Origin of the sequence: Buttiauxella sp. BIGb0552 (assembly GCF_004366275.1) — a bacterium.
Taxonomy (GTDB): Bacteria; Pseudomonadota; Gammaproteobacteria; order Enterobacterales; family Enterobacteriaceae; genus Buttiauxella; species Buttiauxella gaviniae.
On record NZ_SODY01000004.1, the window covers coordinates 452,867 to 478,331 of the forward strand.

The following is a 25,465-nucleotide window of genomic DNA, read 5'->3' on the forward strand; positions in this document are numbered from 1 at the left end:
GTTAATTTTTAGATATATACCCGTCATACTTCAAGTTGTTTGTGCGTTGGCTACGTTTGCTCGCCCAAATCACTTACTACAGTAAGCTCATCGGGACTCGCTCCCTTGCCGCCTTCCTACAACTCGAATTATTTTGGGTATAGACAGAAGGGGGGCATTATTGGCGGGAAATAAAAATGGCCCCCGGTTAGGGGAGCCATTAAAGATTTTACTGATATGCGATTACTTAACTGCCATACCCGCTTGCGCACCGTTATCCGGGCTTAACAGGAAGATATCTTTCCCGCCAGGACCTGCCGCCATCACCATCCCTTCCGAGATGCCGAAGCGCATTTTACGCGGTGCCAGGTTTGCCACCATAATGGTCAAACGGCCTTCCAGTGCGGCTGGATCTGGATAAGCAGAACGAATGCCGGAGAACACATTACGTTTCTCGCCGCCAAGGTCCAGCGTCAGTCGCAGCAGCTTGTCAGAACCTTCAACAAATTCTGCTTTTTCAATCAGCGCAACACGCAGGTCCACTTTAGCGAAATCATCAAACGCGATGGTTTCTGCAATCGGGTCATCAGCCAGTGGGCCAGTCACCGGAGCGGCAGCCGCTTTCACTTCTTCTTTTGACGCTTCGACCAGTGATTCAACCTGCTTCATCTCAATGCGGTTATACAGCGCTTTGAAAGTATTCACTTTGTGGTTCAGCAACGGTGTATTGATGCTATCCCAGCTCAGTTCGCAGTTCAGGAATGCTTCAGCACGTTCAGCAAGCGTTGGAATAACTGGTTTCAGCCAGGTCATCAGTACGCGGAACAGGTTAATACCCATGGTGCAGATAGCTTGCAGGTCAGCATCGCGGCCTTCCTGTTTTGCCACAACCCACGGCGCTTGTTCGTCGACATAACGGTTTGCCACGTCTGCCAGCGCCATAATTTCACGCACGGCTTTACCGAATTCACGGCTTTCCCACGCTTCACCAATTGACTGCGCCGCATCGGTAAAGGTTTTGTACAGCGCCGGGTCAGCGATTTCAGCAGACAGTTGGCCGTCAAAGCGCTTGGCGATAAAGCCGGCGTTACGCGATGCCAGGTTAACCACTTTGTTGACGATGTCGCTGTTCACGCGCTGCACGAAATCTTCCAGGTTAAGGTCGATATCGTCGATACGTGAAGAGAGCTTCGCGGTGTAGTAGTAACGCAGGCTATCGGCGTCAAAGTGGTTCAACCAGGTGCTCGCCTTAATGAACGTGCCGCGAGATTTGGACATCTTCGCGCCGTTTACCGTCACGTAGCCGTGAACAAACAGGTTGGTTGGCTTACGGAAACCGCTACCTTCCAGCATGGCTGGCCAGAACAGGCTGTGGAAATAAACGATGTCTTTACCGATGAAGTGATACAGCTCGGTAGTGGAATCTTGCTTCCAGTATTCGTCAAAGCTTGTGGTGTCGCCGCGTTTGTCGCACAGGTTCTTAAATGAACCCATATAACCAATTGGCGCGTCCAGCCAGACATAGAAATATTTGCCCGGTGCATCAGGAATTTCGAAGCCGAAGTAAGGCGCATCGCGGGAGATATCCCACTGTTGCAGACCAGACTCGAACCACTCCTGCATTTTGTTCGCCACTTGCTCTTGCAGGGCGCCAGAACGGGTCCAGGCTTGCAGCATTTCGCTAAACGATGGCAAATCAAAGAAGAAGTGCTCGGAATCACGCATGACAGGCGTTGCGCCAGAAACAACAGATTGCGGGTTAATCAGCTCGGTTGGGCTGTAAGTTGCGCCACAAACTTCGCAGTTATCGCCGTACTGGTCCGGTGCTTTACATTTCGGGCAGGTGCCTTTTACGAAACGGTCAGGCAGGAACATGCCTTTTTCCGGGTCGAAAAGCTGAGAAATAGTACGGTTTTTAATGAAACCGTTCTCTTTCAGGCGGCCATAAATCAGCGTTGCCAGCTCGCGGTTTTCGTCGCTATGCGTGGAGTGATAGTTATCATAGCTGATGTTAAAGCCAGCAAAATCAGTCTGATGCTCCTGACTCATTTCGGCAATCATCTGCTCTGGTGTAATACCTAACTGCTGTGCTTTCAGCATGATAGGTGTACCGTGTGCATCGTCCGCGCAGATGAAGTTGACCGTGTTTCCGCGCATTCGTTGGTAACGGACCCAGACGTCAGCCTGGATGTGCTCCAGCATGTGACCAAGGTGGATTGAGCCGTTAGCGTACGGAAGTGCGCACGTTACCAATAATTTTTTCGCGGTATGAGCCATAGTAGAAATTGCATCTTCTAAATAGAAAAGGGCCTTAGATGTTAACTGAGAGCCGCCTTGTGGTAAACCACACAAGCTGAACAAGGAAATTTTATCGCGCCTGGCGGGTTCTGGTATGCTTAACAAACTGCAATGTCCGACAATAAAAACATAAGGAGCCGGGATGAATTCGCAATCCCCGTCAAGTCGTTCCCCCGAGCAGCTACGCGCTATGGTCGCCGGGACACTGGCCAATTTTCAGCACCCAACCCTCAAACATAATCTGACCGCGCTTAAAGCACTGCATCATGTCGCGATGTTAGACGACACGCTGCATGTTGAGCTGTTGATGCCATTCGTTTGGCGCAGCGGTTTTGAAGCCTTGCAAGAGCAGTGCAGTTCGGATTTGTTACGCATTACTGGGGCGAAAGCGGTGGACTGGAAACTCAGCCACAACATTGCCACCTTAAAGCGTGTGAAAAATCACCCCGGCATTAATGGCGTGAAGAACATTATTGCGGTGACTTCAGGTAAAGGCGGGGTTGGCAAGTCGAGTACTGCGGTGAACCTGGCGCTGGCGCTCATCGCCGAAGGGGCGAAAGTCGGGATTCTGGATGCGGATATTTATGGCCCGTCTATCCCAACGATGCTGGGTGCGGAACACGAACGCCCAACGTCTCCCGACGGCACGCATATGACGCCAATTCTTGCGCACGGACTGGCAACCAACTCCATTGGTTATCTGGTGACCGACGAAAACGCCATGGTGTGGCGTGGGCCGATGGCCAGCAAGGCACTGTTGCAGATGCTGCAAGAAACCATGTGGCCAGATTTAGATTATCTGGTGCTGGATATGCCGCCAGGCACCGGTGATATTCAACTGACGCTTGCGCAGAATATTCCAGTAACGGGTGCTGTTGTTGTGACCACGCCGCAAGATATTGCGTTGATCGACGCCCGTAAAGGCATTGTGATGTTTGAGAAAGTCGATGTGCCAGTGCTGGGTATCGTCGAAAACATGAGCATGCATATTTGCAGTAACTGCGGTCACAATGAGCCGATTTTTGGCACCGGCGGAGCGCAGAAACTGGCGGATCAATACCACACTAGATTACTGGGCCAGTTGCCGCTGCACATTACTCTGCGTGAAGATCTTGATGCCGGTAAGCCAACGGTTATCAATCGTCCTGAAAGCGAGTTCACAGCTATCTACCGTCAACTGGCGGGTAGCGTTGCAGCGCAGCTTTATTGGGAAGGTGAAGTGATCCCAGCGGATATTGCGTTCAGAGCGGTGTAATTTAAACCCCCCCTCATCCCGACCTTCTCCCTCAGGGAGAAGGAGCAAACTTTGTAGCCCTCTCTTGGGAGCTGTCTCTGAGTTACAACTTTGAAGAGGGGCCTGCCAATCCGGAGAAGGTTCCGTTCACCGTTTTCGGGAATTAAAGAGATAACTGAACGCACGGGTGAAAAAACAGTATGAAAGTGGCACAGGTGCTCCATCTGGAGTTGGATATCGGAGCCGACCATCATTTACCAGGCAGCCCGATCTCGTCTGAATATACCTGGCAAGCATCGTCAATACCTGGTCAATATGGTGCATCTCAAAGAGATCCGCTTTGAGGATGGCGGGCAAGCCGAATTGATGCTGCGTGACGGGCAGTCAGTCCCGGTGAGTCGGCGTTATTTAAAGAGCCTGAAAGAAGCGCTGGGGCTTAAGACAGTGTAGTTTTTTCCATCCCCCTAGCATAAATTGCACAAGTAGAGCAGTCATGCAGGTTATTACATTCTCCGAAGCACGTAATCGGCTCAAAACGGTTCTTGATGAAGACGACGAATAGGCTGCTCGCATGGTCCGATCACGCCAGGGATGATTATCTCTGGTGGCAGATGCAGGATAAAAAGACCTTAAAGCGCATTAACGACGCCGATTGACTGGTCTATTGCGTGAGCGACGAATACCTGACTATTTTTCAGTGCCGACTTCATTACTAAATCTGCGCGCGGCGGCAGAACGCTATATACTGCCCGCTTTCGAAATACCCCCGCTTTCAAGATTTAGAACGAGAGAATCACCACTATGATGAATAACGACGTATTACGCAGCGTGCGCTACATGCTGAATTTGGGCAACGACGACATGGTGAAAATCTTCGCCCTGACCGACACTGCCGTTACTGCCGAGCAGATTGTTACCTGGACCAAAAAAGAAGACGAAGAGAACTTTAAACTTTGCCCGGATATCCTGATGGCAAACTTCTTGAACGGCCTGATTTACTTCAAGCGCGGCAAAGACGAAAGCAAGCCTGCGCCAAAAATCGAACGCAAGATGACCAATAACATCATCCTGAAAAAACTGCGTATTGCGTTTGATTTGAAAACCGACGACGTGCTGGAAATTCTGACCTCACAAGAATTCCGTATCTCTATGCCAGAAATCACCGCGATGATGCGCGCACCAGAGAACAAAAACTTCCGCGAATGTGGCGACCAGTTCCTGCGCTATTTCCTGCGTGGTTTAACTGCACGCGTACACGTAGCGAAGAAGTAAGATTTATTGCGCTTATCCACTATACGAATGCATTTCGTAGGTCGGATAAGCGCCAGCGTCATCCGAAACAAAACCTCGAATATCTGACGCTATCCCCGCGCTTCATTCTTCCGCTTCACAATATCTGCCATCACCGCCAGTGCAATTTCCGCCGGAGTTTTGCTCCCCAATGGCAAGCCTATAGGGGCGTGAATGCGTTGTAACTGAGTCGGGTTTAATTCCGCTATTTTCTGCAATCGTTCCAACCGTCGCGCACTGTTCTTCTGCGACCCCATCGCCCCAATGTAAAACGCAGGCGTGTTCACCGCTTCCATCATCGTCAGGTCATCCATACGTGGATCATGCGTTAGCGCGACAATCGCTGTGTTGGCGTGGCAACTTTGTTGCTCGAGATAATTCGCCGGGAACTGCCTGAGCAGAGTAATACCCGGTTTTAGCTGGGCGGCGAAATTCTCTAAGGCGTCTGGTCGATTCTCACAAACCAACACTTCAAAACCCAGTGAGCTGGCAAAATCGGCACAGTACAACGCAACGCTCGAGAGCCCTGCAATCAGTAAGCGCGGTGCTGCGGCAACATGCACGGTAATCTGCTGCCCGTTGCGCTCAACCTGGGTGATATCGGCAAATTCGGTAACTTCAAGGTGGCGACAAGGCTCAGGAAGCGTCAGACGTTTCTGCAAGGCAAAATGGCCACCTAGCGCCGCGGCCATCTTTTCCAAATACGTAATATTGCCAGGGGTAGAAGGGAGATATTCGACCAAAATATCCAGCACGCCACCGCAGGGCAGGGCAATTCCTGGCTCTAATCCACCTTCGCCGTAACGCACAATCTGGCTGGCTTGCTGGTATTCACCCTGAGCAATACGCTGCAAAAAATCCTCTTCTACACAGCCACCGGAAAGTGAACCACAAAAACGATTGTCGGCTGTTGCCACCATTAACGCCCCTGGTGAGCGGGGTGAGGAACCGTAGGTATTTAAAACCGTACATAACCAGACGGGTTGTTGTTCCAGCCATTCACGAGCCTGGTGAATCACACTAATATCAAGGTGTTGCATGATTACTCACTCCTTTGAACCAGTTGTGATGGGAGATCAATATCGCGCTGGGAATCGGCATCTTTAATTTCGATGAGGTGCATGGACTCGCCACGTAACAACTCACGCGCGCCGTTGTCACCGGTTAACTGACTGAGTTTGCTGTACCAGTTATGGTCGAAGGCCACGGGATGACCCGGTTGCGTGCTAACGCATGGCCGCACCAGCGTGTGAGATTTCAGTGCATCAGCCACTTCCACAAACACAGCCGGTGGAACAAAAGGCATATCCGCAAGATGAATCAGCCAGCCTTGCCAGCTCGCATTTGCGCGAACACCGGCAGCGATCGACTCACCCAACCCAGAACTCTCAATCAGTGTAACGGGAACTTGCTGTGCGAGGCACAACGCTTGAACCTGGCTGTTTTCCGGCCGCGTCACTACATGCACTTGCAGGCCAGAAGCCAGTGCATTACGTAGCGTTTGCGCAAACACGCTGCTGCTGTTGAGCAACGCGTTAAGTTTATTGCCTTCGCCGCCCGCTTTTTTGAAGCGTTCGGCACATCCTGCCGCAGCAATAATAATGCCCGCTTTCATATTCAAGGGTGATTCCTCACTGCCTTCCTGATTACGCAATGCCATGAGTAATTTGCGCAACAATGTTTTTTTTATGAAAATGAGATGTTAATTCTCACATGATTTAGCTTAAATATATATACTTATATTCACTACGGAAATGTATAAGATCTACGCATAATTGTTTGAAAAAAGACAATAATAATTTTAAACGGGACGTTTTATGAGCAATTTTAATCCATCACGGCGCAGTTTTATTAAACGTGCGGTGGTTGCCGGAGTCGCGGTGTATCTTGCCCCTCTCTATAGCCGTGCTTATGCCGCGCTATTTGAACAAAAAATCCTTCACTCGCCGAACTGGGATGCCAAAAATAAGCGCATCCGTTTCCGAATCGACGGGAAATCAAAAGTGATGGGGCAGAAAGTCTTTGCCCGCGATATTCGCGCGGTAGACATGCCTCATTGGCCGCAGAAACAGGCTCACGCCTTTATTCTGCGCACCACCAAAGCCGACAGGTTGTTTAGCGGTATCGATCTCTCCTTATTGGACGATGATCTGAAACCCGATCGCCTGGTGACTGCCGAAGATCTGGTGCGTGATGGCCTGGCATTCCCGGCGTTCTACGGTGAAGACATGCTGCTGCCGACCGGCAAAACGCCGGCCTATCTTGGGCAAGCTGTTGCCATCCTGATTTACCACGATTTTGCCCGTTTCCGCTTTGCCAAAGACAAACTGAAATTTAAAGACGAAGTGATTCAGTACGGTGCCGAAACCGGCCCGCTGGAACGCGACCCGTGGGGCACATTCCGCTTTGTGCGCGTCGGCGGTGCCACCTCGCAAGACGACGATCATTTCTCCAGCCTGAAAGACATGCCGATTTTCCCGGTATCGATGAAAAAGCATTTGCCGGTCTGGCCTGAAGGGCGAGAAGGCGGCAAGCTGGATCAGGAAGGCATGTATTACGCGGGCATGATTGCAGATGAACTTAAGAACCCGCCTGAAGACTGGCTGGTGCTACAACGCCGCTACACCACGCAATCCATCGACACCGCCGCCCTTGAGCCGGATAACGCCAACGGCTGGTTTGATGAAGCGACGCAAACGCTGCATATGGTGGTGCCAACGCAATCCCCGCAGGAAGTAGCTGACGAGATGCCGCGCATGCTGGCAAAAGGCACCACGCCGGTAAAACAGCTGATTCTGCACCCGTGTTACACCGTGGGTTATGGCTCCAAAGATCACTACAACTTCCCGTATTACGGTGCGGTTGCCGCAATGTATGGCGACGGTCACCCGGTACGTCTGGCGAACGACCGTTACGAGCAGTTCCAGAGCGCACTCAAACGCCACGCGTTCGATATGAATTACACCATCGCGGTAAATAAAAAGACCGGTATTCTGCAATCGTTTTTGGGCGATATGACCGCCAACGGCGGCGGACGCAGCAACTTTACCCCGTCAGTCTCAATGGTGGGCGCGACGGCGGCGCAGTCTATTTACTACTTCCCGAAAAGTGATTTGTCGGCGGTGGGCGTGGCTTCACGCGCTATCGACGCCGGTTCCGCGCGCGGTTACGGCACGCTGCAAAGTATGGCCGCTACCGAAATGATGGTGGATGAAATTGCTGACGAGCTGGGAATCGATCCGATTGAATTCCGTATGCGTAACGCGCTGAAATCTGGCATGAAAAACACCCAGGGTGCGATTCCTGCTGGTGCGATTCGTGTTGATGAAGTGCTGGCTAAAGCGGCGAAAAATGAAATCTGGATCAAACGTGCCGAACGGAAAGCCGAATTTGAGATGAAAAACCCTGGTAAACGCTACGGCGTGGGCTTTGGTTGCGTACAAAAAGACTTTGGTACCGGGGCTGAAACCTCCTTTGCGCGCGTAGAAGTCGGTGCCGATGGGCGTATTGTGCTGCATCACAGCGGTGCGGAAATGGGCACCGGTATGTCAACATCACAGTCCGTATTGTGCGCACAATGGCTGGGCAAACCGGCAGACGAAGCGCATTTCTCGGTCACCGACTGGAGTTCGCTGCCGATTGTCACCAGTGGTGACCCATACATTATGTCCCAGGAAGATCAGGACAAACTGGCTGCTAATCCATCCTGGTCACCGTCGTACTGTTCGCCATCGAGTGCCAGTAACTCAGCTTATTACTTCTCGCACAGCACGCGTGAAGCGGCGCGTTTAGTGTTCGAACACGGCTTGTGGCCGGCGGCAATGGCAATCTGGACCACCGGAATTGGCGGCGGCCAGGCAGCACCTTTAGTGGTGCGTATCGAAGACGCCCGCTGGGTAGAAGGCGGTCTAACCGCTGCCGGTATGGAAATTTTAAGCCTTGAGCGGGTGGCGAAAAAAGCCCATGAAATGGGGTTAATGACCGGCGCCGCGGTGCATGTCTTTAACCGCTGGCAATGGGCAGAAGCCGATTTCAAAATTGGCGAACAAAGCAAACGCCTGCCGATTGACGGCTTGTCGGTGCGTAACGGCAATGGCGAATTCGTAACGCTTGCTCGTGAACATGTCTACTATCCGCCAACTCAGCGTAACAACGCATCGGTGACCTACTATAGCGCCGTCGGCACACTCGCCGAAGTTGCGGTAAGTCTCGCAACCGGCGATGTCGAACTGCTGAACCATCACTCGATTATGGAGTGCGGCAATTTAATTGTGCCGGAATTGGTATCCGGGCAGTTGCAGGGCGGCCTGGCGATGGGTATCGGCCATGCGCTACACGAATATTTACCTCTCTATGAAGACGGACCGGGCAACGGGACATGGAACTTCAACCGTTATCACCTGCCGCGAGCCAGCGATGTGGCGGTCTGGAAACAGACTGGCGATATCCTCCCCGCACTTTCGGAAACTGACCCACCAAAAGGCATGGCTGAAGTCGTGATGATCCCGGTTGTTGCCGCGATTGTGAATGCGATTGCCGATGCCACCGGCCACCGTTTCCGTGATTTGCCCGTTCGTGCAGAAAATATTCGTGAGGTATTACCATGAGCATCAAAACTAAACCAATGACCCTGACCATCAACAACAAACCGTATGGCCCAATTGATGTGCCAGAAGGGTTGATGATGATCGATTTCCTGCACGAATATGTCTATCTGACCGGCTCTCGCCTGGGCTGCGGACAGGGCATTTGCCACGCGTGTGTGGCGATTGTTGATAACCCAAGCGGCACCAGCGAAGAAGTGCGCACCTGTATTACCGGTGCCCATTTCTTTAACGGCAAAAAAGTCCGCACCGTTGAAGGGCATGCAAAAGTTGATGAGCAGGGCGACGTCGTAGAACTGTCGCCAATTCAGCAGTCATTCCTCGACCACTACAGCTTCCAGTGCGGCTACTGCACGCCGGGCTTTGTTAACGCAGCAACGATTTTTGTCGAGAAACTCAAACGTCAACCGATTGCACGTGAAGAGCTGGAAGGTGCGATTTCACATGCGCTGGAAAACCACATCTGCCGCTGTACAGGCTACGTTCGTTATTACGAAGCGGTGCGTGACGTGGTGCTAAAAACGCCGGGGCTTCTGAAGGAGACGGTGAAATGAAAAAACGTCTCGCACTGATTGTGCTGACAATTGTAGTCATTATTGTCGCCATTTTGTATTGGCGGGAATATCGCACTTATGACGGCCCGGTACAAAAAGTCACCGCCAGTAAAGATCAAATCGAACGCGGTAGTTATCTGGCCAAAGCAGCTGACTGTGCGGCTTGCCACACCGCTTCTGGTGGTGCTCCATTAGCTGGCGGCTACCCGCTGGAATCCCCATATGGCACGATTTACGGCAGCAATCTGACGCCTTCTGCCGATTACGGTATTGGCCGCTGGACGAAAGATGATTTCTACAAAGCACTGACCGAAGGCGTTACCCCAACCGGGCGTCATCTGTTCCCGGCTATGCCTTACACCTCGTACAAAAATATTTCGCGCAAGGATTCAGACGATATTTATGCTTATCTGATGACGCGCCCGGCGGTGGATGTTAAGACGCCGGATAACGAAATGGCCTTCCCGTTCAACCAGCGTATTGCGTTGATTGGCTGGAATATTATGTTCCATGACAAAGATCCGCTTCCTGCAATTTCAACGGGTGATTCACCGGACTGGCATCGTGGGCGTTATCTGGCTGATGTGCTTGGGCACTGTGGCGAATGCCATACCGAGCGCGGTTTACTCGGTCAGATGAAACTCGACAAAGCGATGCAGGGCGGAGAACTAGGGCGCTTTATGGCACCTGACATCACACCAAAAGCGTTAGCGCAGCGAGGCTGGACGCCGCAGGATGTACAGCAATTCCTCACCACTGGGATTGCCCCGCAAGGCAGCGCGTTTAGCGAAATGCATATGGTGGTTGACCTCAGTACTCAGCATTTGACGGCTGCCGATCAAAAAGCGATGGCAACGTATTTGATGGGCGAAGCGCCACCAGCGGCAGTGCCTGCAGCACTCGGTAACGGTAACGAAGCCGGACGGATGACATATCTCGACCAGTGCGCTGGATGCCATGCCCGTGAAGGCGAAGGCAAACCGCACGTGGCGGTGTCGATGCTGAACAACGCGACGCTGCGCCAGCCTGATGCCAAAAACCTGATTGTTTCGGTGCTCGATGGCCTGCCTGCGCAGAACTTCCCGAACGGGGAAAGTATGCAAAGCATGCCGGGCTTTGGTGAGCGACTGAACGATGAGCAAGTTGCGGAACTGGTGAATTACCTGCGAGTGACATGGGGTGGTTTACCGGGGGATGTGACTGCCGAGCAGGTGAAGGCGCTGAGGGTGGAGAAATAAACTGGACGTTTATGCCTGAAGGGTGAATATTCCGTTCACTGAGCGTTCAGTGTTCCCTGTACTTATCGGAACGGTGAACGTGCAAAGGGTGCTACCGCAGCACCCTTTGCAATCCCGGCTCCCGGCGTTTAAATCGCTGCTTCGCAGTAAACCTCCGTTTTTCCTTTCAGTCCCTGGGTCGGTTGTGACTCGCTCCCGGCGATCACAACCTCTCGCCGTTCCCGACGGCTCGACCCGGCCTTACAGTCAAACCGGAGGCGATTTATGCCGGACTCAAAGGTCAACGTCAAAACCTAAAGTCAAAAACCGAATCGGTTTTGGCCTTGAGTCCCGGTATAAATTGCCCCAGCGTTACCCATAAGTCAGGGTTGAGCTGCCGGGAGCGAGTCGCGAACGACCCTGAACGTTGGGGATAAGCTGGGGTTTACCGCGCAGCGGCAATTTAATCACCGGGCGCCAGGATTGCCAAGGAGAGGGCGTTCTCTCCTATCGCCTTTACGGGGTGTTTTTCGTCCGTAAAGTGTTGAATGCAGATGACTCAGAAATCACACCGTCACATATTCTTGAGGACGGCAAAGACTACGTCCCGACAAAAAAAATGGGTTAACTTCGGCAGTCACTTTGCCGCAATCGCGGCAGCAGGACCGTTAGGACGGCTCAATACGGTTATCTGCCAAGCTTCTTATGGCTGCTTATCGGATGTGTGGTAGGCGGCGCGGTGCACACACCGTAGTGCTTTTCGCCTCGATGAAACACCGCGGAAAGTCACTCTCAGAAGTGGCAACAGCGGAACTTGGCCCGGTGGCTGGCTGGTGTACCGGTCTTGCTATGCTATTTATCATCACCATCACCATTACCATGGCTGGTTTGTCGATGGTGGTGGTGCATGCACTCGAACGTAACCGATGGGGCACGTTCGCTGTGTTTATGACTATCCCTGTAGCGATTTGCGTCGGGCTCTGGGAGCGTTGGGCATTGTTTGGTGTTTCTAACCAGCTAATGGCTTCAATTGGTCTGATGATTGGCACAACCATTATTCTGCGTATGTCAGAAAAACGCTGGTACGTGCTGACCTGCCTGGTGCCACTGTCTTATCTGTATGTGACGGTAAACTACGCGGCTTACTGGATGGTGAAAAACGTCTACTTCAATAGTGCAGCCAAAGGCTTCAACATTTTCAATGGGACGATTTCAATTGTGATGGTGCTGTTGGGGTCGGTGATTATGGTGGCATCGATTCAACGCTAGGTCGTGCTGTGGCGCGCTCGCGGGAATTCAGAACCTATTGAGTTGCTTTCCTGATAGTTAAACTTGAGGCTGGTCATCCCTGACCGGCCTTTTTACTTACTGAAAAATGACTGAATTAGCGTGATCGGCGCGGTATTGAATCTTCACGCGCTGGCCGTTCAGGGTGTATTCGGTATACGGGTACACTTCTTTCCAGCCTGCAGCTTTAAGTTTTGCTTCGACCTGGCTGGTAGTTAAGTCCATCAGATCTTTTTTCTCGAGTTTCTTCGCACTTGAGGTACTGGTGCTGCTGACTTGTTGCAGTGCGCCATGTTTATGCGGTGCAGACCATTCGCCACTCATTTCATCACCGCTACGGGTGAAGCTCAGGGTGTAGCCAGCGCCTTTCCATTCTGCGAAATCAGGATTGTTAATGGTTCGGGTCGCTTTTTTACCGTTAATTGTCACGGCTTTGTTGTTAACCACGACTTTTACTGAATCACCTGCGCCTTTCCAGCTACCGTTGGCCAAATCGAGTGCCATCGCTGCAGGAGACAACAACATTCCGCCCACCAGGGCTGCTACTGCTACGTTGAATTTGCTCATCATTAACTCTCTTATATATTAGATCTTCTTAATTATTACCCATTGGGAAAGTTTAAGAAGTGGAATGTATTTTCGTGGCGAGATAATGCTGCCGAGTGCGTTAGCAGTTGTTGATATAAATCAATTTCATGAATGTGTTTTCGGTAAGTATTCTTAAAAATAATGATTGGCCAATGAGAGCTGTTTTGACTCTTACATTCGAAAGCCACTGGCGCATGGACGGCCAGTGGCTTTGTTGATTATTCCTCTATTACAGCCTTAGTTGTCGGCTGTTCAAGGATCATCGTTTGTGTCTGGCTAAGGCTAATGCCTGCCGCGCGCAGCATTTTGAGGATCTCATAAAGCAGGTCACTGCGCGTTGAGCTGACCATTCGCGGGCTATTCACATAACCGGTAACACTCAGCACAATCCCGGTTGGCCCCAGTTCTTTAAAGCTGACTGAGGGCTGAGGGTTTTCCAGAATTGATTCATGCAGGTTATACGCCTCAAGCAGTAAATTACGGACTTGCTCAGGGTCGATATCCAATGGGAAAGTCAGAGATATAGTTGCCACACCTTGTGCATTTCCCATCGTGGCATTACGCACGTTTTGCGAAATTAGCTGCGAGTTCGGAACAATTACCGTTGATTTGTCACCTAATTGAATCTCTGTGGCACGTACGTTGATACGCCGAATATCACCCTCAACCCCGCTGATACTAACCAGATCGCCCACTTTTACCGGACGCTCGGTCAACAGAATCAAGCCGGAAATAAAGTTCTTCACAATTTCCTGCAAGCCAAAACCGATACCAACCGACAGGGCGCTGACTATCCAGGCCAGTTTGTTCCATTCAATACCGAGCATCGACAACGTGAGCATGATAATCAGCACGTAACCGACGTTGGTGAACAGCGTTACCAGCGAAGCACGCAGGCCGCGGTCCATATTGGTTTTTGGCAGGAAATCGTTATCCAGCCAGCGACGAGTAGAGCGCAGAACATACCAACCCACCACCAGACACAACACCGCATTAAGTGCATGTGCCGGGATGATGTTCATCCCTTCGAGACCTTTACCACCCCACATATCAGCGATTTTAGTCAGTAACTCCATTGGCGTCGTAGTGCCGAAGGTACCGTTAAGCAAAGCGACTGCTGCCATTACCAGCAGTGATGTCTTCCCAACCGCTGAGAACAGAGTCGCGGCAAGCGACAGATGGCGGTCGTTGAGACTTAGCGTGCTTTTAAGGATTTTCCCGCTGTGGGTTGACGGGGAGAATACTGCTTCACACAAATCCACCACGAAGTGAATCAGCAGATACAGGCTGCAAACAACCAGGCCAATCCACAACAATTCAAAGGTGACGAAACGGGCCAGTGGAATGTAGCCAATCAACAGTGCCAGCAAGATAACCAAAGCGGTGAGGCTGATGACGAGGTGAATAAGGCCCGCAACGGTTGAACGCGCTTCTGTTTGCTCGCCTTCAGCACGCATTTGCCTGCGTATCCGGTTGACGCGAACAGGTGCGATCAGGCAATTGAGCGCAACTAGCAAAGCGGCCAGACCATTACCAAATAACGTGGCATCAATACTCGCTCCAACCAGCGAGTTCAACTGCTCGATGATACCGAAGATAAATATGAAGGCTGCCAGTAAAATCGGGAATGACGCCAGCGTTTTTGCCAGCGGGTCGGCAATACCCGGCAGACGCCAGGAAGGGTGACTATTAGAGAGCAATGCGATGCCAAGACCGGCAATCACCGCGGAAAAATAGGTCAGCTCGACCAGTTGTCCGGCAAACTCATTAACCCATGGTGAGGTATCAGGCAGGCGCGTGAAGGTATAGCACAGCAACTGCATGCTGATACCCAGCGTCAGTGTAGTACTTAAAGTTGTGAAACAGGCGAGGAAACTGCGGCGAAAACGGCCTTGCGGCAGCCAGCGAGGCAGAATCCAGTTCATTGGTTTATCCAGCCCGAAACGACCAAATACCCCAATCCCCAGCGCCAGTAACAGATAGATACCCGAACCTATTCGCCATTCATCGCTCCAGGCCTCGGCCCAGGCATCACTAATCTGAGCGCCAAATTCACCGAAGCGTACAGCGTCTTTGTCGTTGGGTTCGAATACGGGGGACCAGAATTTTTCGCCAAGAATACTGCCGGTATTCAGGGCAATTTGTGTTTTCAGCGCATCGCGGCGCAATCCAGAGATTTGCGAAGAGAGGTTTTGCGCGGCAACTGCAATGGCTTTGGTTTGCTCGATTTGTGTGGTGAGCAAAGTTTTACTGTTGTTCAGTTGTTTGCGTTGGCTTACAACTTGCGGTGTTTCGGCCAGTGCACCTGGTGCCGGTGCCGGTCCAAGAACATCCAACTGTGCCTGAACCTGAGTTAATTGCGGTGCCAGTGCAACGGCGAGCTTATCGGCTTCACTCACCAATTTTTGCGAATCGTCATTTAGGCTGGTGAATTGTTTATCGGTTTTTGCCGTGGACACTCGCTGCTTAAGTGAATCCAGGCGCTTTTGCAACGCGGGAATTACCGTGCTGGCATTGATCTTAACCGGCTCTTCACTGGCTGTTTGCCCAGTAGGGTCATCCGCATGAGACGGGAAAGACATCATCATTAAACAAGACAACAATGCCAGCAGCAGCGGCATTTTTAACATTTTGGGTATCATCAGGACAGATCCAGTGAATCAATAAATTAGCGGCTTAAAAAGAATTTGCTAAGAATATCTTGAATTGGCGCTGAGTATACCAGGTTTTATCTGTTTCATTCACCCAGCGTCACCCTTCGTGGTGCTTCTTCGTCAGCATCACTCATCCATCCGGAAGTCGTTGGTCGATATCTTAGAAGTTAATAGGACATTACTGAGGCAAGATAAAGGTTTGTTACATGTTATTAAATGTTTATTTGACTTAAATTACTCATCGTCGAAGAGATGGTGTTTTAAATATTAATTTAGACTTCATTGATGACGATAAATAAATATCTCCTTAAGGATTGAGGGGAGGGGATGGACTATCTATGGCCCCGGTTATTCACTGGAATAATGAAGGATGCATTATTCAATAAGGGTAATTAAATAATTAAAGGAATCTCGATGAAATTCAGAAAAATTGCGTCCTCATTGGTTGCAGGTATTGCATTAGTGAGCGGTGCAGCACAGGCCGACGTAGTGACTGTAAATGGCGGTACGGTTCACTTTAAAGGTGAACTGGTGAATGCGGCCTGTGCGGTGAGCACGCAGTCTTCCGATCAAACGGTGAAACTGGGCCAATACCGTACGGCGGCGTTTACTAAAGTGGGTGACACCTCCGCGCAGATCCCATTCACCATCGTACTTAACGATTGCGATACCACAGTCTCCACCCTGGCTTCTGTCTCATTCTCAGGCCAGACTGACGGCACCGACCCTACGCTTCTGGCGATTAACTCGGGTGACAACAGCACCACGGCAGGCGGCGTCGGTATCGAAATCCTCGATAGCAAATCGAAAGTGTTGACCCCGGATGGTACTGTCTTCTCCACCGCACAGACACTGATTGACGGGACGAACACCCTGCCGTTCACCGCGCGCTATAAATCTACCGCAGCCATCGCAACAGCAGGCCAGGCCAACGCTGATGCGACATTTGTAATGAAATACGAATAATCAAATTTTGTAGGGATAACGCAAGCCTCAGAAATGAGGCTTCTTTTATTGACGAACAGAAATTCATTATTTCTGAATTAAATATTTTAATAATAGTAATAATGATGGTGCCGTGTAATGACGACTTTATTTAAACAATGCTCGGCCATAATGCTGTGCCTGTTAATGCTGTGCTTTAATGCGCAAGCTGCCGGAGGCGTTGCATTGGGTGCGACACGGGTTATTTATCCTGCCGAGGCAAAACAAACTTCGCTCTCAATTAATAATAGCGATAGCAAAGAACGCTTTCTGGTGAACTCGTGGATTGAAAATAGTGCAGGTGCCAGAGATAAAAGTTTTATTGTCACGCCACCACTTTTTGTTAGTGAGCCCTCGAGCGAAAACACACTGCGTATTATTTACGCCGGGCCAGCGTTGCCAACAGACCGCGAAACTATTTTCTGGATGAACGTGAAAGCGATTCCTTCGGTCGATAAAAATAATCTCGAAGGCAGCAACGTACTGCAACTGGCGATTTTGTCGCGCATCAAGCTGTTTGTGCGCCCTAAAAACCTGCAAATGCAGCCAGAAGAGGCGCTGAAACAACTGCGCTTTAGCCGCAACGGCGAGCAACTGAGTATTCACAATCCTTCACCGTATTACGTCAGCACGGTCAATCTTAAAATTGGCAACGAGAAACTGGCTAATACCATGGTCGCGCCAAAAAGCGTGTCGCATGTGGTGGTTTCGACCGCGCTAAAAGGTGCTATCTCCTTCCAGACCGTCAATGACTATGGTGCGGTGACGCCTGTGCAAGCGGGCGTAATGCTGTAATGCAGGTAATCTGTGCAACAAGGATATCTGGCAGATGATCAACAAGTCAGTCACCCCGCTTGCGGCGATGATAATGGCCGCGCTATGGCCGGTAATCAGCTCCGGGGAAAGCTACTTTAACCCAGGGTTTTTGTCGGCAGAAGATGCCGCAATGGCGGATTTATCGCGTTTTGAAAAAGGCAGCCATCAGGCACCTGGTGTCTATCGCGTGGACATCTGGCGTAACGATGAATTTATCTCGACCCAGGATCTCCGTTTTATTGCCAGCGACGTCAGTGGCGGAAAAGCAAAATCGAGCGGCCTGGTACCGTGCCTTGACACTGACTGGTTGAAGCGGCTGGGACTGAACATGCTCGCTTATCCGGCGCTTGCGAAGTTTAAGTCCGGGGAATGTGTACCGCTCGCGGTGTTGATCCCTGATTCCGAGACAAATTTTGATTTTGCCAAACTACGCCTGGATATCAGCTTGCCGCAGGCATCGCTGCTTAACAGCGCCCGGGGCTATATACCGCCGCAGGAGTGGGACGAAGGGGTTCCGGCAGCGCTCCTCAACTACAGCTTTACCGGCAACCATGGCAGCGACGACGATAACTATTATTTAAGCCTGCAAAGTGGCCTGAACTACGGAGCATGGCGGCTGCGTAACAGCGGTGCCTGGAACTACACTCGCGCAGATGGCTACCACACTAACAGCTGGAACAACATCAGCACCTATGCGCAACGGACGATTATTCCACTCAAAAGCGAGCTGGTATTAGGTGACAGCAACACAGGTAGCGATGTGTTCGACAGTCTGGGATTTCGCGGGGCGCGGCTCTATTCGGCTGACAGTATGTACCCCGACAGCCTGCAAGGTTACGCGCCAACGGTACGCGGTATCGCGCGTACCCACGCCAAAATCACCATTCGCCAGAACAGTTTTGTGATTTACCAAAGCTACGTTTCACCGGGTGCATTTACCATCAGTGACCTCAATCCCACCTCTTCCAGCGGCGACCTAGAGGTCACTCTCGAAGAAAAAGATGGTACTCAGCAAAAATACACCGTGCCTTATTCCACCGTCCCGTTATTGCAACGGGAAGGACGGCTGAAATTCGATCTGGTGACCGGGGATTTCCGTAGCGGAAGCGACCAGCAGGATACGCCATTCTTCACGCAGGTCACGCTGATTGCGGGTTTACCCTACGGTTTTACCGCCTATGGCGGTACTCAGCTTGCCGAAGACTACACCGCTGTGGCGCTGGGGGCCGGGAAAAACCTCGGGGAGTGGGGCGCGCTTTCAATGGATGTTACCCACGCTCGCAGCCGACTTGCAGATGACAGCGACCATCAAGGTCAGTCGCTACGATTCCTGTACGCCAAATCCCTCAGCGGTTACGGCACTAACTTCCAGTTGTTGGGCTATCGCTATTCCACGCGTGGTTTTTATACGCTCGATGAGGTGGCATACAAAAATATCGAAGGCTACGAATACGCCGACGAAGCGGATGGTGGACGCAAAGATGAGCCGGTTGTGCAGAGCTACCACAACTTGCGTTACAGCAAACGCGGGCGATTTCAAATCAACGTTTCTCAATCACTGGGTGATTACGGGTCACTCTATGTTTCAGGCAGCCAGCAAACTTACTGGGAAACCAACCAGAACAACACATGGTATCAGGCCGGATATGCCAGCGGCTGGCGCGGGATGAGTTACTCACTTTCGATGTCGTGGAGCAAATCCGTCGGGATCGCCGATAGCGATCGCATTATGGCCTTTAACCTTTCGGTGCCATTTAGCACCTTGCTGGGGCATGGCTATTCGCGCACCAGCACCATCGATCACGTTTACGCCACTTTTGCTGCCAGTAACAACTCAGATGGCGATGCTACCGTGCAAACAGGTATCGGCGGAACATTACTTGAAGACCGAAACCTCAATTACAGCGTCACTCAAGGCCAAAGCGACACTAACGGATACAGCGGAAGTGCCACGGCTAACTGGCAGGTTACCTACGGCACATTGGGGCTTGGCTACAACTACGACCGCGACCAACATGACTACAACTGGCAGGCTTCTGGCGGCGTGGTGGGTCACGCAGATGGCATCACGTTTAGCCAGCCGCTTGGTGACACCAACGTGTTAATAAAAGCGCCGGGAGCCAGCGGGGTTGGCGTCGAAAACCAGACCGGGGTGAAAACTGACTGGCGCGGTTACGCGGTGATGCCTTACGCCACGGTATATCGCCACAACCGTATCGCTCTCGATACCAACACCATGGACAACCACACCGACATTGAAAACAACGTCAGCAGCGTGGTGCCAACGGAAGGCGCATTGGTGCGTGCGGAATTTAAGGCGCGTGTGGGCGTGCGGACAATCATCACCGTAACCCGTGGTGGGCGAGCGGTACCGTTCGGCTCTGTGGTGCGCGAAGAAACCACGGGCATCACCAGTATGGTTGGTGATGACGGGCAAATTTACCTCAGCGGCTTGCCACTCCAGGGAAAACTGCTGATTCAGTGGGGCGAGGGTAAAGGATCACAGTGTTTCGCACCATTTACATTACCGCCAGAAAGCCTGACTCAGGCGATCGTCGTGGCGAGTGCGACCTGTTCATAGGATTCAGGGATCTGTTTATGAAATTGATGACATCTTTAGCAGGGGTGGCGCTGTGGATATGTGCGCTCCCGGCGTTTGCCACAGTCTGCCAAAACACCAATGGTGTGCCAGCGGATATTTTTTACGATCTGTCTGACGTATTCACCAGCGCAAACAATAACGTCGGGCAAATCATCACCCTTGCAGAAAAGTCGGGTTGGATCGGTGTCAATGCCACTTGCCCGCAAGGAACCACCGGCAACACCACGATGCGCAGTTACGTGAGTACCTTGCCGGTGCAAGAAGTGATCGGCGGTTACCAGTACATCAAGCTCAATGATTATCTCGAAGGGGCGATGAGCATCACAGACAGCTACGCCGGTCAATTTTATCCGCCACGCAACTATATTCAGATGGGAACCCACAACAATGTGTCCAAACAGCAGCCGTTTCCGGTTCAGGATTCGAAGCTGGTTTTTAAACTCAAAGTGACACGGCGCTTTATCAATATGGTGCCGATTCCACGGCAGACCATGTTTACGGTATATGTCACGACGCGGAACACCGACCCACTCACCACTCCGGTTTATACCATTAGCTACAGCGGCAAAATTGAAGTGCCGCAAAGCTGTGAAATCAACGCCGGGCAAATCGTTGAATTTGATTTTGGCGACATTGGTGCCGCGCTATTTAGCCAGGCCGGAGCCGGGAATCGACCGCAAGGTGTGACGCCGCAAACTAAAACCATCGCTATTAAATGCACCAATGTGGCGGCGCAGGCCTATCTTTCTCTGCGGGTGGAGGCAGAGAAGGCGTCCGGTAATATGATGGTTTCAAATAATAACGATCTCGGGTTTATCGTCGCCGATAGCAGCGGAACGCCATTTATTCCTAACAATTTGGGTAGCAAAATCAATTTCCGTCTTGACGATGCAGCTGCGGCGCAAGTGGGGATTCGGGCCTGGCCGGTAAGCGTGACAGGGAACAAACCGGCGGAAGGGCCGTTTAGTGCGCGGGGCTATTTGCGGGTGGATTATGACTAAAATTGCGATGCTGCTGTGGTTGGCGGCAAGCCTTGTGAGTCATGCTCAGGCCGACACTTCGCTCGGCGCCATCAATATAGAACTGCGTGGCAACGTGGTGGATTTCAGCTGTTACGTCGAAATTGGGGATGACAATAAAACAGTGCAGCTTGGGCGTTGGCCGACCAAACAACTGCGCACCGCAGGCAGCACTACGCAAAGCATGCCGTTCACGTTGAAGCTTAACGGTTGCCCACCGGGTGCTGCGTCCATCACCTTTTCTGGAAAGCAAGCCACGGGCAACGCCGGCTTACTGGGGCTTAATAATACGAGTGGGGCGACAAATGTGGCCGTCGAGTTGCGCGATAAAGATAAAACCCGCCTGCCTCTTGAGGAGGCAAGCCAGGATGTGCCAGTTGATGCTAACGGAAATGCGGAATTAACCTTTTTTGCGAATTACATCGCGCTTGCCGATAACCCACAAGCCGGGCAAGCCGACGCAGATGCTACGTTTATGATTAGTTATTATTAGAAAACCTCTCAGGTATCATTAAATTAAATAAAAACCGGACGTCAACCCGGTTTTTTTATTTAAAACAGTGGTTGGGTGTGCAGTTATAATAGCTCTTTTACTCGGGCGTAATCGATAAGTTCGACAATCGATGATACATGCAGCTTGGAAAATATATTAGATTTATGTGCGCTGATGGTTTTGTTACTCAGCAGAAGTTGTTCGGCAATTTCTTTATTGGATAGACCATTGGCCAGGTAACGTAATACGGTTATCTCTCTATTAGATAATGGCGTATCGTCAGTAACTCCGCTGCGTGAACCCGGATTACTGATTAACTCCAGCGTTTCGGAGGGGAAAAATGAATACCCTGCAAGCAACATTTCCACCGCATGATAGATATCCTCCTGCTCCTTCCTTTTACTGACAAACCCATTTGCACCGGCCTGAATAGCACGGCCCGCATAAAACCTTTCAGACTTGGAAGATAAGAATAATATCCGAGTGTCAGCCTGTATACTCTTGATTCTTTTTAATAAAGTGAAGCCGTCAATAGACGGCAGTTCAATGTCGAGAATCACCAAATCGACAGGGTTAGACCGCATATAGTTAACTACCTCCCGGCTATCGTCAGTTTTCATCACCACATCAATATTTTTATTTTTCTGTAGCAGTACCTCTATCGACATTCTGACAATAGGGTGTTCGTCCATAATAATTACGGATGCAGGTTTCATATTCTTGCCTCGAATTTTTTGAGGAACATATCGCATTGACGCAAAGTCACTGGCGGCGAAAGTGAAAAAGTGTTTCACTATTTCGTGTTTTATAATGTATGCAAGATGCTCCCTTGAACTTAAACACTTCCTTCATAAGTACTATTTTCTAATTGCTACGAGTGAAACAAAGAGAGTTATTTCAGTAAGAAAAACAATCTATTCATATTAGATAAATGAATAGATTGATTATACAGCCATATTATTTAAGAAAAAGGCCACTGTTACGCTCGGGGAATAATACTGTGATTAAATTCTAATTAAATTGGTTAATTAATTGTTATTTGGGGAATGCATCTGTGTTAAGTGAAATATTTGGGAAAAAAGATTGTTTTGAACATGAAGAATAGTGCGAAGTCTCGAATGTTTACTATTTGTTATCCGTAGCACAGAGTGATTACGTGGTTAATCGTCGGGAAGCGGCATAGTTTGCGGGAAACTGATTTTCCAGGAATAGTTGTAATTGTTAATAAATAGATCTCATTTAACAAAATTGAAACATTGAAAATAAGTCGTTTCCTGGCTTTCACTCGGAAGGCGGTTAGTTAGCGCGGCTACACTTTAGCGGATGACCTGCAGGACAATTTATTCAGCAAATGTATCAGTGATTTGTTGTTCCCTACTCCAATACGTGCGGCAACCCGCCTAAGGGTGTAAACCACAGAGTGGTAGGGTTTGTGAAATGACGCGGCAATGGTTTTCAGCGACTCTCCTTTTGCCACGGCCAGCAGAATATTCCATTCACGCTTTGAAAGTGGGACTGAGTGTGACCCATTCTGAGCAATGGACCAATCTTGCCGGGCTCGCTTTTGAGTCAGCAGAATAAGAAGATCGGTAATTCTTAGTCGCCGTTCCACCACAGGGAAGATTGATGACGCATCAATCAGTCGGGCGACTTCCATACAACGGCAGGCTGTCAGTTGCATCATATTCAGGCGTGGCCAGGTTTGTTGCCATTGTCTGATCATATTTAGCACATCAATTGCTGGCTCGCTTACGCCATCCAGATCGATGAACACTCGCGGTTGTGGGGTTTGTTGAAGCATCACTTCAGCCTCCTCCAGGTTTACACAGACGTGAGTTCGCTGGAACTTAAAAAAGTGCTCAGTCAGTGCCAGCGACAAGTAGTAGTCACTGGTCACAAGTATGATATCGAGTGGTTCCGGCAACTGCTTTGCATACATTTGCTGTTGTAGAGACTCAATGCGGTCAAAGACAATTGGGGTCAACCGGCTATGAAAATGTGTCAGATCGCCATTTTTGATGCGTCGAAATCTACGTTTGCGCGCGGCTATGTACAAATCTTCAGTAACCCGCAGCACAAAGAAAAGGTTTGTGGATAGTGATTCGGGCGTGAGTCAGTGGTGCATCAATCATCATTTCCATCTTTTTTCATCAACAGCACCTGTCAGTGCTGAAATATACTCTTTGTCAATACCGCTGATAATCGTAAGTTAATTTTATATAGCTTACGATTATATCGTTGCGATAAATCCTGACATGAAATAATGATGTTAGATATTAGAATTGACTTAAGTAAATATAAGGGGTTTCTTAAAACAATAACCAAGGGAAGGGAGGTGGGTATTTATATCCAGACGGTTACCGCCTGGATATAAATGTCTATAATAATGACGGTATGAAATTTTGGTTAGGGAGCATTTTTTCGCAAGGTAGGTACTCCTGCCATTGATTGCGCCCATTATTTTTTGCTTGATACAAAGCCAGGTCAGCATATTTAAACAACGTCTCATATTTTTGACCTTCAGACCAGGCGGCCATACCAGCGCTAATTGTTAGTGGGAACGGCTCATTATCAATAGAAAGAGGGTTTCTGGACAGTTCATTAACAATGGTATTAGTTAATTCCTGGTGATTTATCTCAGGAGTATTAGTGAGCAACAGGGCAAACTCTTCGCCGCCTACGCGTCCAAATAATTGACTGTCGGGGATACACTGTTTTAACCGTTGGCAAAAGGCAACGAGAACCTTATCTCCCTTTTGATGCCCCCATACGTCATTTATTTTCTTGAAAAAATCAATATCAATTAAAACCATTGAACAAATATCGCCCTTGTTCAATGACGACGTAATAGCCTCAGCTGCTTTAGTAAATGCCCGGCGATTGAGAATACCGGTCAAATCATCGTGATTAGCAAGTTGGGATAGCTTAGAAAAAAGTTTATCTCGTTCAGAAATGGCAACCGCAATTGTAAGCGCGCAAAGCGCCAATACTGCGACAATCGTCCTGACTGCAGAGATGTAGATATTCTCGGAAAAATGTAGATAACCATGTGTAGAGTGAATGATCCACATAAAGAAGAATGCACCATTCATACTGATACCAAAGGTTGTTAAAAATAGATTACCTGAAAGTGCCAACCATATTATGGTTGGAATAATTAGTATTGACGCCATCAGGAAATATATTTTGTCTTTTATAAAAACAAAAGCAAACAATAATAAAATAGACGGGATAATATGTAAGAATGCATTAAAAAAATCATTTGCGAAAGATTTAAGTATTCTTGGGGCTGCCAAAATGACTGGTAAAAACACTATGAAATCAAGCGACTCGTTTAAATACCAATAAAATGCTGTCTGTAAAAAAGCATTATCATACAGAGCAAATAATGCCCCTGATCCTACTAACGAACCTATGATAAGAGAGGGTTGGCAGAGCAATAACCATTGCGGAACGCTATGCAAGCTACCCAGCCATTCGCCTTCTTCAGTACGCGTAGCAAAGCGTTGCAGGGTAATATAACCTATTGAAATTGTCATAACATTTGCAATGGTCATCAATAAAACCTGGTTAAGGCTTGTGCCGATTAATAAATCTGGCAACACCATGCCGGCGCAACAAATTAAATAATGTTGCCAGTTAACATGTTTGTAGAAGCGTAATAACACACCAATGGTTATAGCATTGGTCAACCAAACTAAAGAAAATGGGCCATTAACTCTTTCAATAATACCTATGAAGGTTGTCAGCGTAGTGACTATAAATAATGTTATTATTGGATAACATTTATAGAAAAATTTCTTCAGCGTAAGTATCATTTCAGGTTACTTCCCAATCTAACTATCA

At 49.7% G+C, this 25,465-nt stretch carries 19 protein-coding genes and 4 pseudogenes; 15 read left to right on the plus strand and 8 right to left on the minus strand.

The features are described 5' to 3' along the window. Positions 1–222: 222 nt before the first annotated feature. Complete coding sequence (metG, locus tag EDF88_RS14250) at positions 223–2,256, minus strand: methionine--tRNA ligase (RefSeq protein WP_134185309.1); 2,034 nt, start codon at positions 2,254–2,256, stop codon at positions 223–225. 163 nt (positions 2,257–2,419) lie between these two features. Between metG and apbC the strand changes: the two genes are divergently transcribed. From apbC to EDF88_RS14270, 5 genes and pseudogenes are all read left to right on the plus strand, one after another. Continuing rightward, positions 2,420–3,532: an iron-sulfur cluster carrier protein ApbC gene (apbC, locus tag EDF88_RS14255; protein WP_134185311.1), complete on the plus strand. Its 1,113-nt coding sequence runs from the start codon at positions 2,420–2,422 to the stop codon at positions 3,530–3,532. A 173-nt stretch (positions 3,533–3,705) separates the two neighbouring features. Then, a pseudogene (locus EDF88_RS24945) lies at positions 3,706–3,807 on the plus strand (hypothetical protein); the annotation flags it as partial. Beyond that, positions 3,806–3,961, plus strand: a pseudogene (locus EDF88_RS14260) (LytTR family transcriptional regulator DNA-binding domain-containing protein); the annotation flags it as partial. The pseudogenes EDF88_RS24945 and EDF88_RS14260, both read left to right, overlap by 2 nt. 95 nt (positions 3,962–4,056) lie before the next feature. Then, a pseudogene (locus EDF88_RS14265) lies at positions 4,057–4,164 on the plus strand (type II toxin-antitoxin system YoeB family toxin); the annotation flags it as partial. A 148-nt stretch (positions 4,165–4,312) separates the two neighbouring features. After that, a complete protein-coding gene (locus EDF88_RS14270) occupies positions 4,313–4,783 on the plus strand; it encodes a DUF1456 family protein (RefSeq protein ID WP_064512387.1) in 471 nt (156 codons plus the stop codon). A gap of 89 nt (positions 4,784–4,872) precedes the next feature. Here the strand turns inward: EDF88_RS14270 and EDF88_RS14275 are convergent, their stop codons facing one another. After that, positions 4,873–5,841, minus strand: coding sequence for an XdhC family protein (locus tag EDF88_RS14275; protein WP_134185315.1), 969 nt, complete (start codon positions 5,839–5,841; stop codon positions 4,873–4,875). Positions 5,842–5,843: 2 nt separating this feature from the next. Then, complete coding sequence (locus tag EDF88_RS14280) at positions 5,844–6,416, minus strand: nucleotidyltransferase family protein (RefSeq protein ID WP_134185603.1); 573 nt, start codon at positions 6,414–6,416, stop codon at positions 5,844–5,846. A 202-nt stretch (positions 6,417–6,618) separates the two neighbouring features. Here EDF88_RS14280 and EDF88_RS14285 point away from each other — a divergent pair, with 202 nt between their 5' ends. From EDF88_RS14285 to EDF88_RS14300, 5 genes and pseudogenes are all read left to right on the plus strand, one after another. Then, positions 6,619–9,408, plus strand: coding sequence for a molybdopterin cofactor-binding domain-containing protein (locus EDF88_RS14285; protein ID WP_134185317.1), 2,790 nt, complete (start codon positions 6,619–6,621; stop codon positions 9,406–9,408). Continuing rightward, on the plus strand, positions 9,405–9,959 hold the full coding sequence (locus tag EDF88_RS14290; protein WP_064512379.1) for a (2Fe-2S)-binding protein: 555 nt from the start codon (positions 9,405–9,407) through the stop codon (positions 9,957–9,959). The genes EDF88_RS14285 and EDF88_RS14290 overlap by 4 nt, the downstream gene beginning before the upstream one ends. Then, positions 9,956–11,197, plus strand: coding sequence for a cytochrome c (locus tag EDF88_RS14295; RefSeq protein ID WP_134185319.1), 1,242 nt, complete (start codon positions 9,956–9,958; stop codon positions 11,195–11,197). The genes EDF88_RS14290 and EDF88_RS14295 overlap by 4 nt, the downstream gene beginning before the upstream one ends. A gap of 520 nt (positions 11,198–11,717) precedes the next feature. Beyond that, a pseudogene (locus tag EDF88_RS25055) lies at positions 11,718–11,930 on the plus strand (carbon starvation CstA family protein). Positions 11,931–11,944: 14 nt separating this feature from the next. Beyond that, positions 11,945–12,445 (plus strand): carbon starvation CstA family protein, encoded by a 501-nt coding sequence (locus tag EDF88_RS14300; RefSeq protein ID WP_279586342.1) that lies wholly within the window; start codon positions 11,945–11,947, stop codon positions 12,443–12,445. A gap of 96 nt (positions 12,446–12,541) precedes the next feature. Here the strand turns inward: EDF88_RS14300 and EDF88_RS14305 are convergent, their stop codons facing one another. Then, positions 12,542–13,030 carry a hypothetical protein gene (locus EDF88_RS14305; RefSeq protein WP_208326145.1) on the minus strand — a complete coding sequence of 163 codons (489 nt, stop codon included), beginning with the start codon at positions 13,028–13,030 and terminating at the stop codon, positions 12,542–12,544. A gap of 239 nt (positions 13,031–13,269) precedes the next feature. Next, a complete protein-coding gene (locus tag EDF88_RS14310) occupies positions 13,270–15,690 on the minus strand; it encodes a DUF3772 domain-containing protein (RefSeq protein WP_134185605.1) in 2,421 nt (806 codons plus the stop codon). Positions 15,691–16,119: 429 nt separating this feature from the next. On the opposite strand from EDF88_RS14310, the gene fimA reads away from it, so the two are divergent. The 5 genes from fimA (at position 16,120) to sfmF (ending at position 21,619) form a co-directional block, all read left to right on the plus strand. Then, positions 16,120–16,671 carry a type 1 fimbrial major subunit FimA gene (gene fimA / locus EDF88_RS14315; protein WP_134185323.1) on the plus strand — a complete coding sequence of 184 codons (552 nt, stop codon included), beginning with the start codon at positions 16,120–16,122 and terminating at the stop codon, positions 16,669–16,671. A gap of 150 nt (positions 16,672–16,821) precedes the next feature. Then, the gene (fimC, locus tag EDF88_RS14320; protein WP_243839623.1) at positions 16,822–17,484 is read left to right on the plus strand and encodes a type 1 fimbria chaperone FimC; all 663 of its coding nucleotides are present in this window, start codon (positions 16,822–16,824) and stop codon (positions 17,482–17,484) included. A 34-nt stretch (positions 17,485–17,518) separates the two neighbouring features. Then, complete coding sequence (locus EDF88_RS14325; protein ID WP_134185327.1) at positions 17,519–20,086, plus strand: fimbrial biogenesis usher protein; 2,568 nt, start codon at positions 17,519–17,521, stop codon at positions 20,084–20,086. Positions 20,087–20,103: 17 nt separating this feature from the next. Continuing rightward, entirely contained in the window at positions 20,104–21,108 is a 1,005-nt protein-coding gene (gene fimH, locus EDF88_RS14330) for a type 1 fimbria D-mannose specific adhesin FimH (RefSeq protein WP_134185329.1), read from the plus strand. Further along, positions 21,101–21,619 (plus strand): fimbria assembly protein, encoded by a 519-nt coding sequence (gene sfmF, locus EDF88_RS14335; protein WP_064512363.1) that lies wholly within the window; start codon positions 21,101–21,103, stop codon positions 21,617–21,619. Before fimH ends, sfmF begins: the two co-directional genes overlap by 8 nt. An 83-nt stretch (positions 21,620–21,702) precedes the next feature. Here sfmF and fimZ read toward each other — a convergent pair whose 3' ends face one another. From fimZ to EDF88_RS14350, 3 genes are all read right to left on the minus strand, one after another. Then, positions 21,703–22,335 (minus strand): fimbria biosynthesis transcriptional regulator FimZ, encoded by a 633-nt coding sequence (gene fimZ / locus EDF88_RS14340; protein WP_134185331.1) that lies wholly within the window; start codon positions 22,333–22,335, stop codon positions 21,703–21,705. Positions 22,336–22,928: 593 nt separating this feature from the next. Beyond that, positions 22,929–23,675 (minus strand): LuxR C-terminal-related transcriptional regulator, encoded by a 747-nt coding sequence (locus EDF88_RS14345; protein ID WP_134185333.1) that lies wholly within the window; start codon positions 23,673–23,675, stop codon positions 22,929–22,931. Between the two features lie 322 nt (positions 23,676–23,997). Next, positions 23,998–25,437: a GGDEF domain-containing protein gene (locus EDF88_RS14350; protein ID WP_134185335.1), complete on the minus strand. Its 1,440-nt coding sequence runs from the start codon at positions 25,435–25,437 to the stop codon at positions 23,998–24,000. Positions 25,438–25,465: the final 28 nt, after the last annotated feature.

Excerpts from the sequence above, each read along its gene's own strand:
- metG (WP_134185309.1), bottom strand. The coding sequence starts at position 2,256 with ATGGCTCATACCGCGAAAAAATTATTGGTAACGTGCGCACTTCCGTAC.
- sfmF (WP_064512363.1), top strand. The coding sequence starts at position 21,101 with ATGACTAAAATTGCGATGCTGCTGTGGTTGGCGGCAAGCCTTGTGAGT.
- apbC (WP_134185311.1), top strand. The coding sequence starts at position 2,420 with ATGAATTCGCAATCCCCGTCAAGTCGTTCCCCCGAGCAGCTACGCGCT.
- EDF88_RS14300 (WP_279586342.1), top strand. The coding sequence starts at position 11,945 with ATGAAACACCGCGGAAAGTCACTCTCAGAAGTGGCAACAGCGGAACTT.
- fimC (WP_243839623.1), top strand. The coding sequence starts at position 16,822 with ATGCTGTGCCTGTTAATGCTGTGCTTTAATGCGCAAGCTGCCGGAGGC.
- EDF88_RS14305 (WP_208326145.1), bottom strand. The coding sequence starts at position 13,030 with ATGAGCAAATTCAACGTAGCAGTAGCAGCCCTGGTGGGCGGAATGTTG.
- EDF88_RS14325 (WP_134185327.1), top strand. The coding sequence starts at position 17,519 with ATGATCAACAAGTCAGTCACCCCGCTTGCGGCGATGATAATGGCCGCG.
- EDF88_RS14270 (WP_064512387.1), top strand. The coding sequence starts at position 4,313 with ATGATGAATAACGACGTATTACGCAGCGTGCGCTACATGCTGAATTTG.
- EDF88_RS14285 (WP_134185317.1), top strand. The coding sequence starts at position 6,619 with ATGAGCAATTTTAATCCATCACGGCGCAGTTTTATTAAACGTGCGGTG.
- fimZ (WP_134185331.1), bottom strand. The coding sequence starts at position 22,335 with ATGAAACCTGCATCCGTAATTATTATGGACGAACACCCTATTGTCAGA.
- EDF88_RS14350 (WP_134185335.1), bottom strand. The coding sequence starts at position 25,437 with ATGATACTTACGCTGAAGAAATTTTTCTATAAATGTTATCCAATAATA.
- fimA (WP_134185323.1), top strand. The coding sequence starts at position 16,120 with ATGAAATTCAGAAAAATTGCGTCCTCATTGGTTGCAGGTATTGCATTA.
- EDF88_RS14280 (WP_134185603.1), bottom strand. The coding sequence starts at position 6,416 with ATGAAAGCGGGCATTATTATTGCTGCGGCAGGATGTGCCGAACGCTTC.
- fimH (WP_134185329.1), top strand. The coding sequence starts at position 20,104 with ATGAAATTGATGACATCTTTAGCAGGGGTGGCGCTGTGGATATGTGCG.
- EDF88_RS14275 (WP_134185315.1), bottom strand. The coding sequence starts at position 5,841 with ATGCAACACCTTGATATTAGTGTGATTCACCAGGCTCGTGAATGGCTG.
- EDF88_RS14290 (WP_064512379.1), top strand. The coding sequence starts at position 9,405 with ATGAGCATCAAAACTAAACCAATGACCCTGACCATCAACAACAAACCG.
- EDF88_RS14295 (WP_134185319.1), top strand. The coding sequence starts at position 9,956 with ATGAAAAAACGTCTCGCACTGATTGTGCTGACAATTGTAGTCATTATT.